The 16,039-nt window shown below is 49.7% G+C and carries 14 protein-coding genes; 7 read left to right on the forward strand and 7 right to left on the reverse strand.

The window, feature by feature from the left end; all coding sequences use genetic code 11:
* Positions 1–120: 120 nt before the first annotated feature.
* The 5 genes from sulP to UM181_04535 are packed head-to-tail and all read right to left on the reverse strand — an operon-like array spanning position 121 to position 4,090.
* Positions 121–1,848, reverse strand: a complete 1,728-nt coding sequence (sulP, locus tag UM181_04515; protein WQC63870.1) for a sulfate permease — start codon at positions 1,846–1,848, stop codon at positions 121–123.
* A 25-nt stretch (positions 1,849–1,873) separates the two neighbouring features.
* Positions 1,874–2,299, reverse strand: coding sequence for a TIGR01244 family sulfur transferase (locus UM181_04520; GenBank protein ID WQC63871.1), 426 nt, complete (start codon positions 2,297–2,299; stop codon positions 1,874–1,876).
* A gap of 24 nt (positions 2,300–2,323) precedes the next feature.
* Positions 2,324–3,208 carry an MBL fold metallo-hydrolase gene (locus UM181_04525; GenBank protein WQC63872.1) on the reverse strand — a complete coding sequence of 295 codons (885 nt, stop codon included), beginning with the start codon at positions 3,206–3,208 and terminating at the stop codon, positions 2,324–2,326.
* 11 nt (positions 3,209–3,219) lie between these two features.
* The gene (locus UM181_04530; GenBank protein WQC63873.1) at positions 3,220–3,651 is read right to left on the reverse strand and encodes a YeeE/YedE family protein; all 432 of its coding nucleotides are present in this window, start codon (positions 3,649–3,651) and stop codon (positions 3,220–3,222) included.
* A gap of 4 nt (positions 3,652–3,655) precedes the next feature.
* Complete coding sequence (locus UM181_04535; GenBank protein ID WQC63874.1) at positions 3,656–4,090, reverse strand: YeeE/YedE thiosulfate transporter family protein; 435 nt, start codon at positions 4,088–4,090, stop codon at positions 3,656–3,658.
* 119 nt (positions 4,091–4,209) lie between these two features.
* Between UM181_04535 and UM181_04540 the strand changes: the two genes are divergently transcribed.
* Together UM181_04540 and UM181_04545 are read left to right on the forward strand one after the other, a co-directional pair.
* Entirely contained in the window at positions 4,210–4,509 is a 300-nt protein-coding gene (locus UM181_04540; protein ID WQC63875.1) for a metalloregulator ArsR/SmtB family transcription factor, read from the forward strand.
* 203 nt (positions 4,510–4,712) lie between these two features.
* Entirely contained in the window at positions 4,713–5,144 is a 432-nt protein-coding gene (locus UM181_04545) for a hypothetical protein (protein ID WQC63876.1), read from the forward strand.
* 191 nt (positions 5,145–5,335) lie between these two features.
* Here UM181_04545 and UM181_04550 read toward each other — a convergent pair whose 3' ends face one another.
* Positions 5,336–7,381, reverse strand: a complete 2,046-nt coding sequence (locus tag UM181_04550) for an FAD-dependent oxidoreductase (protein ID WQC63877.1) — start codon at positions 7,379–7,381, stop codon at positions 5,336–5,338.
* A 1,133-nt stretch (positions 7,382–8,514) separates the two neighbouring features.
* Between UM181_04550 and UM181_04555 the strand changes: the two genes are divergently transcribed.
* Together UM181_04555 and UM181_04560 are read left to right on the forward strand one after the other, a co-directional pair.
* Positions 8,515–10,329, forward strand: a complete 1,815-nt coding sequence (locus UM181_04555; GenBank protein ID WQC63878.1) for a hypothetical protein — start codon at positions 8,515–8,517, stop codon at positions 10,327–10,329.
* An 89-nt stretch (positions 10,330–10,418) separates the two neighbouring features.
* Positions 10,419–10,724 (forward strand): hypothetical protein, encoded by a 306-nt coding sequence (locus UM181_04560; GenBank protein WQC63879.1) that lies wholly within the window; start codon positions 10,419–10,421, stop codon positions 10,722–10,724.
* Positions 10,725–11,551: 827 nt separating this feature from the next.
* On the opposite strand, the gene UM181_04565 is transcribed toward UM181_04560, so the two are convergent.
* A complete protein-coding gene (locus UM181_04565) occupies positions 11,552–12,016 on the reverse strand; it encodes an Lrp/AsnC family transcriptional regulator (protein WQC63880.1) in 465 nt (154 codons plus the stop codon).
* Between the two features lie 81 nt (positions 12,017–12,097).
* Between UM181_04565 and UM181_04570 the strand changes: the two genes are divergently transcribed.
* From UM181_04570 to UM181_04580, 3 genes are read left to right on the forward strand one after another with little or no spacing between them, the layout of a single operon-like run.
* Positions 12,098–13,588, forward strand: coding sequence for an aminotransferase class V-fold PLP-dependent enzyme (locus tag UM181_04570; protein ID WQC63881.1), 1,491 nt, complete (start codon positions 12,098–12,100; stop codon positions 13,586–13,588).
* The gene (locus UM181_04575) at positions 13,581–14,432 is read left to right on the forward strand and encodes a class II glutamine amidotransferase (protein ID WQC63882.1); all 852 of its coding nucleotides are present in this window, start codon (positions 13,581–13,583) and stop codon (positions 14,430–14,432) included. The genes UM181_04570 and UM181_04575 overlap by 8 nt, the downstream gene beginning before the upstream one ends.
* Positions 14,433–14,449: 17 nt before the next feature.
* Positions 14,450–16,021, forward strand: coding sequence for an ABC transporter substrate-binding protein (locus UM181_04580; GenBank protein WQC63883.1), 1,572 nt, complete (start codon positions 14,450–14,452; stop codon positions 16,019–16,021).
* Positions 16,022–16,039 lie beyond the last annotated feature (18 nt).

A 16,039-nucleotide genomic window follows, 5' to 3' on the forward strand; every position in this document is an offset into this window, starting at 1 on the left:
GCCGTTGGCTGAACTGTGCATGGATGTCTGCTATGCGGACAAAGCTGCCGTTCCCTATGCGCGCTCCAAGAGCTACTTTGCATAGTTTATTTGTAAGAAATGCAAAGGAACGCGCGGCGATCAAAGACCTGATCCAACCCGTAAAGTAGTTTGAGCGTAGTGTTGGCTTAGGAAGACTTCGCCACTCAATACGTCCAGAAATCCGGTCGCGCTCAGCTGATCCATAACTGGCCCCTTCACTTCGGAAAAGTGGAACGTGACGCCGCCAGCCTTCAAGCGCTCATTGATTGCTTCAAGCGATTCCAGTGCTGATACGTCAATCGTGTTCACTGCAGAGCACATCAGCACGACATGTTGTACTTCCGGCTGTTTGGCAACTTCGTAATAGATGCGATCTTCCAAGAAGCGTGTGTTTGCAAAATAAAGGCTTTCATCGATGCGTATGGTTAGAATTTTTGGGTCCGTAATAACATGATGACGCAGAACGTTGCGGTAGTGCTCGGTATTCGGCACTTGACCTACAATGGCCATGTGGGGACGTGATGTTTTATAAAGATGAATAAGGATTGAAACCGCGACCCCTGCTGTGACGCCCAATTCAACACCCATCAAAAGTGTAATGCTCATCGTTGCTGCGACGGCTGCAAAATCTGCTTTTGAATGGCGCCAGGTCTTTTTTAGGATCGAGAAATCAACCAGTGACAGGACAGCCACAATGATCGTTGCTGCAAGCGTTGCTTTGGGGAGGTGAAATATGAGGGGCGTCAGAAACAGCGACGCGCCTGCAAGACCGATCGCAGTATATGCGCCCGCCGCAGGAGTGTCAGCGCCTGCATCATAGTTCACGACAGACCGCGAAAATCCCCCCGTCACAGGAAATCCGCCTGTAAATGACGCGCCCAAATTAGCGGCACCCAATCCAATCAATTCTTGATCTGGATCGATAAGTTGGCGTTTTTTTGCTGCAAGCGTTTGCGCAACGGAAACGGATTCAACAAATCCGATAACCGAGATCAAGACCGCCGCGCCTATCAGATTGGACCATATGTCTATCGAAAAGGATGGCATGGTAAGAGGCGGCAAGCCCTTGGGTACATCGCCCACAACCTGCACACCCCTCTCTGCAAGGCCGAAAAACCAAACGATCAAAGTTGTGACCACAATCGCGGCGACAGGCCCGGCTTTTGCAACGATACTTGCAATGCGCGGGGCAAGCCCAAGACCGACAAGCAAGGGGAGCAATCCCTTGCGCACCCAAAAGAGGAAACCCGTCGCCAGCACACCAATCACTGCGGTGACCCAATTCACCTGTGAAAGGTTATGCGCAAGCGATCTGATAAGATCAGGTAACGTATGTCCATTGGCATCAATCCCAAGGATGTTCTTCAGCTGGCTCGCGGCGATGATGATACCCGTTGCCGTTATAAAACCCGCGATTACGGGATGGGATAAAAAGTTTGCCAAAAAGCCTAAGCGAAACACTCCGAGGGCAAGTAAAATCAGACCTGAAAGGAATGCTAAAGTGATGGCCGCCGCAATATATTCAGATGTCCCAGGCACAGCGATTTTACTGACCGCCGCCACCGTTAGAAGCGACACGACAGCAACGGGTCCCACTGCCAAGGCACGGCTGGTTCCAAAAATCGCATAAAGAATGATCGGCAACATCGACGCATAAAGCCCCATTTCTGGCGGCAACCCAGCAAGCAAAGCGTATGCCAGCGACTGTGGGATCAACATGATTGTTACGATCAGTGCAGCCACCAGATCATTGGTCAGCGTGCTGCGGTCATACGTGCGACCCCAGTCAAGGATCGGCAGATATTTAGCCAGTTGCGTCGTGTTCATTAGCCCTAACCTTGTTGTCGTTGAGTTATGCCGCGTTTACTGAGAGCCGAGCCAGCAAAGGAGTAAGATCAAAGCCCGCAGCTTTCGCCATGCGTAAGATTTCGTCAGGCGATTGCCCTTGCTCAGCGGCGCTTAACGCCCAAAGTGAGGTCGCGCGCATACCACTACGGCAGCAGGCAAAAACTGGATGAGTCGCCTCTGATGCGATAGCACGAAATGCCCGTACATCTGCATCCGCAATATTCCCTGGAACGACAGGGATCTGGTGAACGGTGATGCCCAAAGCATCCGCGGCGTCGCGCACTTCGGATATAGCAGTCTGATCAGCGGTCTCTCCCTCGGGGCGCGCCACGACGACAGTCTTGACGTTCAACCCCTTCAGGTCGTTCAAGTTGGCAATAGAAATTTGTGGCCCAACATATGTCTGGGCATCAAGTTGTGTGATTTGCATCTTGGGTTTCCTAAGGGAACGGTTTCAAAGTTGGTTAACAGGCACCTTCAACACAGGTCTGCCATCTACGTCTTCAGGCACTTCGCCAGCACGCATATTGACCTGCAATGACGGGATGATCAGCTTGGGCATTGCCAGCGTTGCATCACGCTCGGAGCGCAGTTTGACGAACGCCTCACGACCCACGTCTCCACCGACATGGACGTTATGGGCCTTCTCGTCGGCGACGGTTGTTTCCCACGCAATGTCACGGCCGTTTGGTCCGTAGTCATGACACATGTACAACCGCATGTCGTCTGGCAGGGTTAAGACTTTCTGAATTGAATCGTAAAGTTCACCTGCGTCCCCACCTGGAAAATCAGCGCGCGCAGACCCCCCGTCAGGCATGAAAATGGTGTCACCCGCAAAAGCCGCATTCCCCATTACATGCACCATGCACGCTGGCGTATGTCCTGGCGTGGCCATTACAAAGGCGTCAACCTCGCCGACTTTGTAGCGATCGCCGTCTTGGAAAAGCGCATCAAATTGAGACCCGTCCCGTTGGAAATCTGTACCTTCGTTGAAGATTTTTCCAAACGTCTCTTGGACTTCCATGATCCGCGCGCTGATGCCTATTTTACCGCCCAGCTTTTCTTGCAGATACGGAGCGCCCGACAGATGGTCGGCATGGACATGGGTTTCGATGATCCATTCCAAAGTCAGTTGGTTTGATGTGATATGATCCACAATGCGATCCGCATGATCATGGGTGATGCGACCGGATGCGTAATCAATATCCATCACGGAATCCACGACCGCGCAGGCCTTGGTTTTCGGATCAGAGATGACATAACTAATCGTGTTAGTGACTGCGTCAAAGAAGGCTTCGACGTCTGGCTTCATCGACATATCAATGGGATAGTTTTGCATAATTTTTCCTTTCAAACAGCAAGGGTTTTCGGAAGCGGCGCTGCGGTATATTTTGCAATCACTATTCCTACCAGCATGGCTGGAACGAAGAAGAGCGTGCCGCTGGCGGCCAATAGCAATGACGTCAATGCCGGACCTGGGCAAAAGCCACCCAAGCCCCATCCGATGCCAAAGGTGGCGGCGCCAACTACAAGCCTTGCATCGAAATCAGTGCGCGTTGGCAGATGAAACACGTCATGGAACAGTGGCGTTTTACGTTTCTGAACCAGCCAGAACCCAGGCATCGTCACCATGATTGCCCCCCCCATCACGAAAGCAAGGCTGGGATCCCATGTGCCAAACAGATCAAGGAAGTTCTGAACTTTTGCGGGGTTCGCCATTCCAGACAAAATAAGTCCCATCCCAAACAAAAGACCTGCAAAGAGTGTGCTGAATATACGCATGTTCTTAGCCCCCCAGGACATGTCGCAAAACAAAAACAGTCACAGCGGCAGTGGCCATAAATGTCATGGTTGCAGCAATCGACCGCGCTGATCCGCGCGAGATACCGCATACGCCATGACCGCTTGTGCAACCATTCCCCATGACCGCACCAAACCCGACCAGCAAACCAGCGATGACTAATAGCAACCCATTGCTTGAAACCATTTGAACAGGCGCAGCTCCAGTTAAGACAAACCAAAGCGGTGCCGCGAGCAGCAGACCAATCAGAAATATGATCCCTTGTGGCAGTCCGGCTTTATCGACTGATGGCGGCAATATGCGTGACACGATGCCACTAATACCTGCTATCCGTCCTTGAGTGGCCAATAGCACAACGGCCGATAGACCAATGATCCCGCCACCGAGCAATGAAGCAAAGGGGGTAAATTCAGTTTCCATCTATTAACTCCTTAATGTGTTGTCATAAGTTTTGGCGGACGTATCATGTGATACGGTTGCCTTTATATTTGCAACCGTTTATATAAGTGATAATAAATATACAAGAGGTAATTTGACCAATGTTGGACATCAGCGCGCTCGAACCAAAAATAGCAGAAGCTGCCAAACTGATGGAAATGCTGTCGCAACCAGTGCGCCTGCGCCTGATGTGTATTTTGTTAGATGGCGAACAAAGCGTGCTGAGCCTTGCCGACAGTGCAGGTCTTTCGCAGCCGGCAATGTCCCATCATCTTAAAAAGCTTAGGGATGCTGACCTGGTGGAAACCAAACGCGACGGTCAGACCATCTATTACTCGGTGAAGGGTGTTGAAGTCGCGGAAGTCATCACAGTTTTGCATCGCCTCTACTGCCCAAAATAGTAAATTTGAAATTACCTTACTCAGTTGAGGTCTAAAATGGAGTTTGTGATAAGAATATCAAAGATCATCATCGGAGTTGCAGTCGCCGTACTTGGCCTTGGCATCGCCTTCAAAGACACGATCCAGACCCACATGTATGCTTATATGCACTCCAGCATGCACAAGAGCCATAGCGCCAATGGCACGCTCATAACATTAACAATATGCCTGGCCTTCGCGGTGCGAATGCGTCGCAAGCTGAATCTGACGAGCTTGCGGTCATGTTTGAAAACGTCGACACTATAACCCGTGAGGTCACAAATTTGCCGAACGGAATACGTACGGTCACGCGGTCGTCCGATGAAGATGTTATGGCGGCGCGGGTCAGTCACATTGTTGGAATGGTTGACCGCGTCGAACGCGGCGATAATCCCAAGATTTTCATCCAAAGCCCTACGCTGGATATTCTGTTTGCTAATGGAGCCGATATGCACTCGCAAATTAACGTGGCTGACGAAGGTATTGTTGTTGTGCGAACATCGACTGATCCTGAAGTCGTCGCAGCCCTGCATATCCATGCCGCAGAAGTCTCAGACATGGTTGATCATGGCATGCAAGCCGCCCATGAAGCGATGGCACAGCGCGCTGGCAACTAATGTTGTGAAGTGAGTTAAAGCCTTTAAGACTTTGGGAAACGCGGTACTTGACCGTCTTTGTCCGCATCCCAAAAGCGGACTTTAGCTGCAGTAAAGAAGATCGGTAAGGGCACTAAGCTGAAATTCGCTGCAATTTGAAAGAATAACCGCTTAAGCCCAAGAGAAAAATCTAAGCCGCTAGGCCATGAAGCTTAAAAGGTTTGGCAAAGACGTCTAGAATCCAAAATACTAGCATGGATATTTCGGCTCGCCACCGCATCCCCAACCCTAAACAGGTTATGACCTCCGCCATTAGACATGCTCGGTTGCGCCTCACCTGCGATCAAGGCCGGAATATCAACTACTCCATGGTTTGCCGCGTTGGCCACCATCTCATAGTAAAGCTCGTCATTCGGCAATGTGCCGTGTTCGATCACAATATAATCTGCCTTTAATTTATAGGGATGGTCGCCGTAATCAGAGTTAAATTCAGCTAGTACTCCGTTACCTTCACGGCTGATACTGTTCAACCTGAAATCAGGCGTCACCTCAACCTGATGGTCATGAAACGCTTTAATATACATTGGGAAGTTTGATGCCCCCATTTCATGAACCGCATGGCGGTCGGGCGTTACCAGCCGCACTTTAAACCCGCGCTTTGCCAGCTCAACTACTGTTGATGCAGCTTGATGCTGTCCGTGGTCATCATAAACCAAAACCATCTCTTCACCCGAAGCTATCTTGAGCGCCTCCCCTGACAGCACATCCCATGTTGAGTGCGCCAGTTCACCACCCTTAATATGCTCAATATCAGGCACACCACCCGTTGCTACCACCACAATATCAGGGTTGAGGGCTTCGATCATCTCATGATCTGCAAATTGTTGCCAATGGATATCAACCCCCAGCCTCATTACCTCACTGCTCAGCCAATCAACAATGCCGATCAGGTCTTTACGCACCTGGCTTTTTGCAGCAAGGCGAACTTGTCCTCCTAATTCAGAAGACGCCTCGATCAACGTCACGTTATGCCCTCGCAAGGCGGAGACACGAGCCGCTTCTAACCCTGCAGGCCCGCCACCGACAACCACAACCTTTTTTGCTGTGCCGCTAGATCGTGGAGTGATATGTGGAATACTTCGTTCTCGAGTTGTCGCAACATTGTGGATGCACAACATCTCACCTTCATTATAGATACGGTCAATACAATATCCTGCCCCCACACAAGGTCGGATTTCTTCGGCGCGGCCCTCTTTCAGTTTATTGACCAAATGCGGGTCAGCAATATGCGCCCGCGTCATGCCCACCAAATCAACCAGCTTTTCTTGGATGGCATATCGCGCGGTTGCAAGGTCAGAGATGCGTGCCGCATGGATGGTTGGGGTTTTCAGCTCAGCCTTAAACGTCCCCGCCAATTGTAAAAATGGAGCCAACTCTTTAAACATTGCAGGTACAGGATAATTTGCCAGCATATATTCCGTATCTGACCTCCCTACATTTAGATTGAAATAATCAATCGTACCGTCTGCTTCAATAATCTTCAGGGCTTCTAACGCTTCTTCTTTTTGCAAACCTTCTGCCAGCTTACTTTCCATTTCAACCCGCGCGCCAATCACAAAATCAGTGCCTAATTCTTCTTTAACCTTCTCATAAAGCTCACGCAGAAAACGCATCCGTCCTATTAAATCCCCGCCATATTCATCATCACGCAGGTTTGTATCAGGCGACAGAAACTGCCCGGGTAAATGCGCGTTTTGCAAAATCTCAACACCATCAAGCCCTGCGTCACGCATACGGCGCGCGGCGGCAACATAATCACCAATAACGCGTTTGATGTCAGCATGGTCCATCACTTTCGGAAACCCTCGATGGGCAGGTTCACGCACGCGTGAAGGTGCAATCACCGGCAACCAATCGCCGTCATTCCACGTTGTTCGGCGTCCCAAATGCGAAATTTGGCATACAATACGGCAATCTTCTTTGTGGATGCGTTCAGCAAATTCTCTAAAATAAGGAATCACCCGATCAGACGACACATCTAACTGACCGAAGACAGAAGGTGAGTCTGGGCTCACACAAGATGAACCACCTATCATCGTCATCCCAATCCCGCCTTTGGCTTTTTCCAAATGGTAACGTTGATATCGCTCTTTTGGCATACCATCCTCTGCTAATGCAGGCGCGTGGCACGTGCTGACAATACGATTTTTAAGAGTCATCGCCCCCAATTGAAACGGCAATAAAAGCGGGTCTGACATGGCACACTCTCAATTGAAAATTTGAGTTCAAGTATTCGCAAATATGAATTTAGACGGCGCACGGATGTGCTATTTGAGGCTAAACCACCTTAAATTTTTGTCAATTGTCTAGCCCCCTATATTCGCCCAGTCATTTTTAGTCGGTTGTACTAAGTGAGAATTACTATTTTTTGTTCGGGCATAGCTACACACAGGCTTGCGGAGCAAGGAAAATTTAGTGGAAAGAATGTTTTATGACAGCAGGGCTCTGTCGAAAGTCATAATTTTGGGTGTGTCTTGTAGCTCTAGTTAAACAAACCACAGAACAAAAAGCACTTTACTCTTTAGCTCTTGGTAGGCAGAGCGTACCTTCGCGCTCATGGACCCCAAGGTCTGCTATGCGGACGAAGTGGACTTTGACGCCATAAATGGGAACGGCCGCTGGTCGCGTTTTGAAGTAGTTATGAAAGCAGAACGTGCGGAACGCAGTCTTTCGTAGGGGCTTAGAGACGATTTGAGCGTAGCTGTGAAAGCAGACCTAGACTAATCGTTGCTCGCTTGCACCCAATTCAAAACGCGCGCCCTGCAAAGGGCTAACATCACCAAACAAGCTCAGGTCGCAATCAATGCCTGGCTCAGGCAATACAATCAGATCAGACCTCATCATGCCCTAAACAGGAAACCACCCGTCCCTGAAACCTTATTAGAGAAAACAAAAATTAGTGGTACTGAGACGTGGGGCTAGACAACACCTTTAAGTGTCTTCAGAGTCTCTCTTGCGTTCATACTGATCGCATTGTCTAAGAGGCGCAGTCTCCCTAGGTCACTTGTAACCAAGCTCGGACCACCTGTGTTACCCCTCCAGTACGACCTGAGACATGATATTAACCTTCACGCCACAGCTAAGACATCAGGCTCTCTGACATACCTTAAGAGCCTTAGAAAAAGTGAATTCCAAAAGTGGGAATCCGGTTCCCATTTTTGGAGACTGACCCTGAGGCATTTTCTATTGTATGCTACACTTTTTTATTTCTCCTTTTAGGACAGATGCCATGCACCCTCCACTCCAAGCCAATAATATGAACTTAAAGCACCTCAAGTCCCTCCTACTGGGGACATCTGCTTTGGTCTGCCTCGCCTTATCGGCACCTGTTATGGCTGAGGACTTTGTGATTACATCAGGGACAACAACCAATGATGGGAATACGATAAATGGTAATGACACTGTAACTGTAACGGGAGCGTTGGTTACGACAGGGGTCAACGAAGGTATCGATACCACTGGCGGTACGAACACGGTTTCTGTCTCAGAGGCTGGCAGTATCGAGACAGTGGGGGATAGAGCATACGGTATTATTAACGTTGGCGACAGCAACAAGACCACCGTCTCTGACAGTATTACGACGGCTGGAGTCTCTGGGCAAGGCATTTTCAACTTTGGTGACAGCAACGAGACCACCGTCTCCGGCAGCTTTGAGACGACGGGGGATAGAGCATACGGTATTTATAACACTGGCGACGACAACAAGACCACCGCCTCTGGCAGTATTACGACGGCTGGAGACACTGCAACCGGTATTTACAACGCGGGTGGCGACAGGAACCAGACCACCTTCTCTGGCATCATTGAGACGGCGGGGCAAAGTGCATATGGCATTTACAACGTTGGCGGCAGCAACGAGACCACCCTCTCTGGCAGTATTACGACGCGTGGACTTGTTGGAGACGGCATTTTCAACTCTGGCGACGGCAACGTGACCACTGTCTCTGGCACTGGCAGCATTGCGACGACGGGGGATACTGCGCGCGGTATTCTCAACAATGGTAACAACAACAAGACCACCATCTCTAGCAGCATTACGACGGCTGGGAATTTCGGACACGGCATTTATAACTTTGGCGACAGCAACCAGACCAACTTCTCTGGCAGCATTACGACGACGGGGGATACGGGACACGGCATTGCCAACATTGGCGACAGCAACCAGACAACTGTCTCTGGTATTATAAAGACAGTCGGTAATCTTGCGCACGGTATTTACAACCAGGGCGACGACAATACGACCACTATCTCAGGAACGGTTAGTGCCACTGGCACTGATGCAAGTGCGCTGTGGAGCGCCGTTGGCTCAGGTAACAGCTTCACACTAAATGAGGGTGCAGTAATCATTGGTGACATTTCAGCAGGATCGAGCTCAAGCAATAACAAGTTGAAGTTTAACTTAGGCGCATCATCGTCCTATGCCTACACTGTAGGTGGAGCGGGTGAAGGGACTGGCTTCGGTGAGTGGAATTTCACGGATCAAGATGGCCGCACTCCAGTTGTAACGTCTATAAATACTTCAAACTGTACAGCAGCAACATTTGGCGGTGTTTCCCTCATATCAGCCTGTAACCTCGTGACGGGTATCTCCACAGATAACTTGGAAGTCCAAGACGAGCTACAGTTCTCCATGAACTCCTCAATGATTGGTTCACTGTCACTGGGCAGCAGTAACTCCGCTGCCCCTGCAGAGGCCATGTCCTTTGCACAGATACCACAGAGCAGCACATGGGTTAACATCTATGGTGATACGTCTGAGCGTAGCGCAAGCACAGCAAAACTAGCCTTTGATGGAAGTAACCGTGGCCTCACCATCGGTACACCCGTGGCAATCGGTGACACGCTCAACTTAGACGTGGTTTTTAACGCATCAAACGCCGATCTCGACATTCGCTCTTCTAGCGAACAACAGATTACAGCTAAGTCTTATAACATTGGTGCAGTCCTGCGTCACCTTGCGCCCTCTTCAGGCTGGACTGTGGATGCCTTTGGCTTTGTGGGTCGCAACTCCTACGATGGTACACGCAAGGTGATGAACAACAAAAAGGCAGTTGGCTATGAGAGCGTCACAGCTGCTTACACAGGCTCTGAAGTTCTGGTGGGAGTAGACGCCCACAATACAGCAACCCAATCAATGACACTCTGAACTTCATAGGTGGCCTTAACGCCAGCCTCAGTAACGAAAAGATTGGCGCGTACTCTGAGGGCAAGTACTACTCTTGGGATGCACGTACGATGACGCAAGCCTCTGGTGGTATCACTGCGGGTGTTGAGCATAGAAAAGGCTCCCTTAGAAGCTTTGCAAGCGCTGGCCTACAGCGCAGTTCCCTAGAGAAGGGCAAGACGGCGACCTATACCAATAACGGCACCGCGGGTTCCTTCACTGACAGTTCTACTGGTGACACGCGTCGCTCAGTCACTGTTGGCTTTGACTACGTCAGTACCGAGAGCATGACCTTCTCAGGTGCCGTAGAAGCCTTCACATCAACAGGTGGTGTCAGCGGTAACTCTGTAAACCTTGGTGCAAACTGGTCGTTCTAAGGCAACAGTTAAGAACTAGTGGGAGGCTCTCAGTGGCCTCCTGCATCAGACGACAATGAATATCGCTTGATATCAGGTGGTTAACTGCAGTTACCTAAGGATTGTGGTACCCCCACACGGACACTGGTTCCCTAGCACGGCATCAGTCAACACACCAACACAAGCGATAACTTAAAAGATAAACATCTGAACTCATTATTGTTTTGGGTTCCATATGGGTTCCAAAAACATACCCGTTTGCAAGTAAGTCCGACTTTAATAGGAAGGTTTAGACGATCCAAAGCATACACCTAATTTCGAATTAAAGTCTTGTCTAGTTTCGCACCTATGGCGCAGCGTGTGATATGCAGATATTTGACCCCTGAAAAGTAGGGGTTACTCCACCTAATCCTTACAGTTGAGCCTCAGGCCCACGGACCGGGGGCCCCTATCATAGGGCCCCGCGTCTTGGAGCTCGGGCCTTTAGTGTTAGCGTTGTAAATTCATTTGGGGGGTAGTTTTGTTGGGGGGAGCTCGCCATCTCTATGCATGCACCAATTTCAAGCTGAACCGCGCCGCTGCTCTCGCTGAGTGGTGTCAATTATTGAGCGCATAGATTTAGGCTATGCCAGCAAACAGCAATCCAATGCGAGTTCTCAACCGTCTGACAGCACCTTTTTGAACGCTGTAGGATAAAAAGCGCCACGGCTCTTCGTTGCCTTTCTCATCGTCCACTCCTCAATGACTACGATGAGCAACAAACACTCTCTTAGCAAATGACACTATGTGGACCCAAAGGCGCTGACGTCGTCAATCATTAACCGCAGGCTGCCCCAACTTCCTCAGATCTAAGCGGGAATGTCACGATTATCCGCAATCGCTTCCATTGCGATATAAGATGTCACCGTCTCGAGTTCTGTTTTTTTGATCAAGTCTTGATAAACACTATCAAAATCTGCCATGTCGCGCGCAACAATCTTGATCATATAGTCATGATCGCCAGCAATTCTAAAAAAATCTATTACGTTTTCGATGGCGAGCACGGATTTTCGAAACGCGCTTAACCATTCAGCGGAATGGTGACGCGTTCGAACCAAAGCAAAAACTGTCAGGTCCATACCAATCGCTTGCATATCAAGGCGAACTGTTTGGCCCTTAATCACCCCGCTTGAGCGTAATCGCGTAAGACGGCGCCAGCATGAATTTTGAGAAAGCCCAACCTTCTCTGCAAGGTCGCGCTGCGACAAAGACGCGTCTTTTTGCAGCGCCCTTAGGATAGACTTATCTATATAATCCAAAGATTTTGTGGTCATTTGATAGAAATTCTTTCAATTATTGATGTTTATTTGTGAAGTAATACCCATAAAATGGTGTTATTCAAAGAAGATATAAAAATGAGAACTGTCGTGCTTTTACCCTCTTCTGAACCGGATCATTTCAAGCGTTTTCAACAATCCCTTGAACGTTCCGATTTGATTGATTTTTTGCAGGATGGTCTGATTGGCGCAGATGCTAAAATACCAGGCCCAGGGGGTCCGCATCCCCTTATCTATGCTGATTATGTGGCATCTGGGCGTGCTTTGCGGCAGGTTGAAACGTTCATAATAGACGAAATCCTACCATTTTATGCCAACAGCCATACAGAAGCCTCATTCTGTGGGCAAATGATGACGCGTCTTCGCCAGCAGGCACGCAAAATCATTTTAAAAAGCTTTGGCGGTGACGAAAGCTATGACGTTATTTTTTCTGGCTCTGGGGCAACAGCAGGCATAAATCGTTTGGTCAAACTGCTGGATATGCCAGGTTTGGAACAGCCCGGACAGAATACACAGCAACAAAAGACCGTTGTCTTAATTGGGCCTTACGAGCACCATTCGAATATATTGCCTTGGCGTGAAACCGGCGCAACGGTGATAGAAATTCCAGAAGCCTTTGAGGGTGGTCCAGACCTGAATGCTCTTAAAAATACTTTGAAATCTTGCGCTGATCACAGGGTAATTGGCGCATTTTCGGCCATGTCGAACGTCACCGGCATTGTGACAGATGTCAAGAAAATCACGCGAGTCTTAAAAGCCCATGGTGCTATTAGCATTTGGGATTATGCAGGGGGTGCGCCCTATCTTCCAATCGATATGGCCGGGGGAACTGATGCCGAGATTGATGCGGTCGTGGCGTCTCCGCATAAATTCATCGGAGGGCCAGGCGCCTCTGGCATCCTAGTCCTTCGTCGCCAATCCGTGATGGCTCAAAAGCCCAGTTTGCCAGGTGGCGGGACGGTAAGCTTTGTCTCACCCTGGGCGCATACCTATTCCTCAAACATCGTTGCGCGCGAAGAGGCAGGTACGCCTAATGTCCTTGGTGATTTGCGTGCAGCGCTGTGTATTATGATAAAAGATGCGATCGGAGTAACCTACGCGACATCGCGTTTGGAAAAACTGTATAAACGCGCTGAAGCGGTCTGGCGCAAAACCCCGAACCTTCACTTGCTTGGAAATTCCCGGGCCACGCGTATGCCTATTTTTTCATTCAAAGTTACAGATGTGCGCGGTGAGATCATCCACCAACAATTGATCACACGCATGTTGTCTGATTTTTATGGGGTGCAAGCCAGAGGCGGTTGTGCCTGTGCAGGACCTTATGCGCATCGTTTGCTTGATATAGATTATGCGCAATCTGAAACTATTCATGCGGCCGTTCTCTCTGGACAAGAGATTGAAAAGCCAGGGTGGACAAGGCTTGGGTTTTCCGTTTTGATGACAGATGACAAGGTCGATCATATCATTCGAGCTGTCGATGCAGTCGCCCGGGCGACATGTCTTCAGCATGCGCAATATCAAGCAGATGAAAGCACTGCACGCTTTTCGTCGGAGTTTTCATATGTGTAGGTTTTTAGCCTGGAAAGGCCGCCAAAGGTATTTAGATGAGCTTATTTTTGAGCAAGAACAATCGCTTGTTGAACAGAGCAAAAACGCTCTTATCGGCAAAACCTCGATAAACGCAGACGGGTTCGGATTAGCATGGTACCAAGGGCGCGAAACGCCATGCGTCTACAAAGACACGCATCCCGCTTGGTCGAATATAAACCTCAGAGAAATCGCCCATCATACACAATCGGGGCTGTTTCTTGCCCATGTGCGATCGTCAACCGGCATGGCAACCTCGCGGAATAATTGCCATCCTTTTGCTGTAGGCAAATGGTGTTTTATGCATAATGGGCAGGCAGGTGGGCATGAAAAATTCCGCCAAGATCTGGATGCCTTAATCCCAGCTGAGTTATACGAATACCGATCTGGGGCAACCGAAAGCGAAGCCATTTTTCTGATCGCTATGGGTCTTGGCCTGGAACAAAACCCAATTAAAGCGATGGAAAGCGCGGTCGAGTTGGTGCAGGCTCTGGCTGAAAAAAAAGGCGAGCGTCCCTATATGCGCTTTGCTGCCTGCTGGTCTGACGGAGAGCGTTTGTTTGCGGCACGGCTGGCTTCTGACCGATTGGCGCCAAGCCTTTACGTTAAAAAATGTACGGATGGCCATATTATCTCATCCGAGCCCCTCGAAAATGGCTGCGCAGATTGGCTTGAAGTGCCCGCAGGCAAAGCGATCGAGATCCGGGATAGACGCCCGTTAACATTACAGGCGTTTGGCACGTCTCATTCCACCCATAAAGCTCAAAAATCACCGACTCAAGACGCCAATGAGTTGCAGATTGATGGCATTACGACGACTATTTAACACCAACGGAGGAAAACATGAAAAAACTTAAACTGGCTTTTTTGGGCGGGGCTTTAAGCCTAGCTGCATTGAGCGCTTCGGCTGAAACGTTTCGATGGGCCTCAAATACCGATCCACAAACCATGGATCCCCATGCCGTAAATTCTGCGCCCGTGTTGTCTTTCCTGAACAATATATATGAAGGTCTTGTGCGCCGAAATCAGGGGATGTCAATCGAAGGCTCGCTCGCGCAATCCTGGGAACCGCTCAATGGTGAAAATGGCTGGCGGTTTAACCTGCGCCAAGGCGTAAAATTCCAAGACGGATCGGCCTTCAATGCCGAGGATGTCATGTTTTCCTATGAACGTGCGTCAAATGAAGTTGCGGATGTACGGTCTTGGTTCGCACCAGTCAAAGAGGTGCGCGTTGTTGATGCGTATACTGTAGATTTTGTCACGAAAGCGCCAAACCCCTTATTTCCAGATTCTATCGCAAATTTCATGATCCTTGATAAAGGCTGGGCCGAAGCAAACGGCGCAGAACTACCAGCGCGCGACGCAGAAAACTTTGCGACGATGAACGTAAACGGCACCGGCCCGTTTAAATTAGACAGTCGAGATCCCGGGATCAAAACCGTGCTGGTCCCCAATGGTAGCTGGTGGGGCGACGTAGAGCACAATATCACCGAAGCCGTGTTCACGCCGATTGGAAATGCAGCAACTGGTCTTGCTGCTTTGTTATCGGGCGAGATTGATTTTATCCAGCCAATTCCCTTACAAGATATTGCGCAGGTTGAAAGCCGCGACGGGTTTCGCGTTCTTGAAGGCGAAGAAACACGCGTGATCATGTTTGGCTTTGGCCATGAACATGATGAGCTGCTTTTTTCGTCGGATGTCAGCGGATCAAACCCGTTTCAAGATGTTCGCGTCCGTCAGGCCGCAGCGCATGCAATCGATATCGCGTCGATCGATAGGGTGTTGTTTAGGGGTAAGATTGAGGGCGCCTCACAATTGGTTCCAGCAGGCATTTCCGGCTATTCAGAGGCCAATTCAACCCGCCCGGCCTATGACCCCGAGCGCGCCAAAGCCTTGCTGGCCGAAGCCGGTTATCCCAATGGGTTTAGCTTTGGTTTGAAATGCCCGAATGATCGCTACATCAATGATGAAGCCTTGTGCCGGGCCGCCGCGTCCATGTTTGCAGCCGTTGGCTTGAATGCTGAGCTAAGCACTGGCCCCGTGCGCGATTACTGGCCGCAGCTGCGCGAAGATGCATTTGATATGTATTTGCTCGGCTGGTCCCCTGGAACCTTCGATATGGAGCATCCAATCCGGTTTTTGATGTCGACACCAAATTCTGAAAAGAAACTGGGATCATGGAATTTTGGAGGCTATTCGAACCAACGCGTTGATGCGCTACTGCCCGGTATTCAACAGGAAATTAACCCGGTTGCGCGTCAGGCTATGGTCGATGAAGTCGTGGAAATCACGCAGGCAGAGGTCGCATATATCCCGCTTTATACGCAGCCACTCATTTGGGCATCGAAAGACAATATAAACTTGACACAACGTGCGGACAATTTCTTCATGTTGCGCTGGGTCAGCGTAAACTGATCCAAATCTAAGGCAAAC

This window comes from Alphaproteobacteria bacterium US3C007, from assembly GCA_034423775.1.
In the GTDB taxonomy this organism is placed as follows: domain Bacteria; phylum Pseudomonadota; class Alphaproteobacteria; order Rhodobacterales; family Rhodobacteraceae; genus Thalassovivens; species Thalassovivens spotae.

Coding starts and splice junctions, on each gene's coding strand:
- UM181_04560 (WQC63879.1), top strand. CDS start 10,419: ATGACGCAAGCCTCTGGTGGTATCACTGCGGGTGTTGAGCATAGAAAA.
- UM181_04530 (WQC63873.1), bottom strand. CDS start 3,651: ATGCGTATATTCAGCACACTCTTTGCAGGTCTTTTGTTTGGGATGGGA.
- UM181_04565 (WQC63880.1), bottom strand. CDS start 12,016: ATGACCACAAAATCTTTGGATTATATAGATAAGTCTATCCTAAGGGCG.
- UM181_04580 (WQC63883.1), top strand. CDS start 14,450: ATGAAAAAACTTAAACTGGCTTTTTTGGGCGGGGCTTTAAGCCTAGCT.
- sulP (WQC63870.1), bottom strand. CDS start 1,848: ATGAACACGACGCAACTGGCTAAATATCTGCCGATCCTTGACTGGGGT.
- UM181_04575 (WQC63882.1), top strand. CDS start 13,581: ATGTGTAGGTTTTTAGCCTGGAAAGGCCGCCAAAGGTATTTAGATGAG.
- UM181_04535 (WQC63874.1), bottom strand. CDS start 4,090: ATGGAAACTGAATTTACCCCCTTTGCTTCATTGCTCGGTGGCGGGATC.
- UM181_04540 (WQC63875.1), top strand. CDS start 4,210: ATGTTGGACATCAGCGCGCTCGAACCAAAAATAGCAGAAGCTGCCAAA.
- UM181_04550 (WQC63877.1), bottom strand. CDS start 7,381: ATGTCAGACCCGCTTTTATTGCCGTTTCAATTGGGGGCGATGACTCTT.
- UM181_04570 (WQC63881.1), top strand. CDS start 12,098: ATGAGAACTGTCGTGCTTTTACCCTCTTCTGAACCGGATCATTTCAAG.
- UM181_04555 (WQC63878.1), top strand. CDS start 8,515: ATGGCTGAGGACTTTGTGATTACATCAGGGACAACAACCAATGATGGG.
- UM181_04545 (WQC63876.1), top strand. CDS start 4,713: ATGCCTGGCCTTCGCGGTGCGAATGCGTCGCAAGCTGAATCTGACGAG.
- UM181_04525 (WQC63872.1), bottom strand. CDS start 3,208: ATGCAAAACTATCCCATTGATATGTCGATGAAGCCAGACGTCGAAGCC.
- UM181_04520 (WQC63871.1), bottom strand. CDS start 2,299: ATGCAAATCACACAACTTGATGCCCAGACATATGTTGGGCCACAAATT.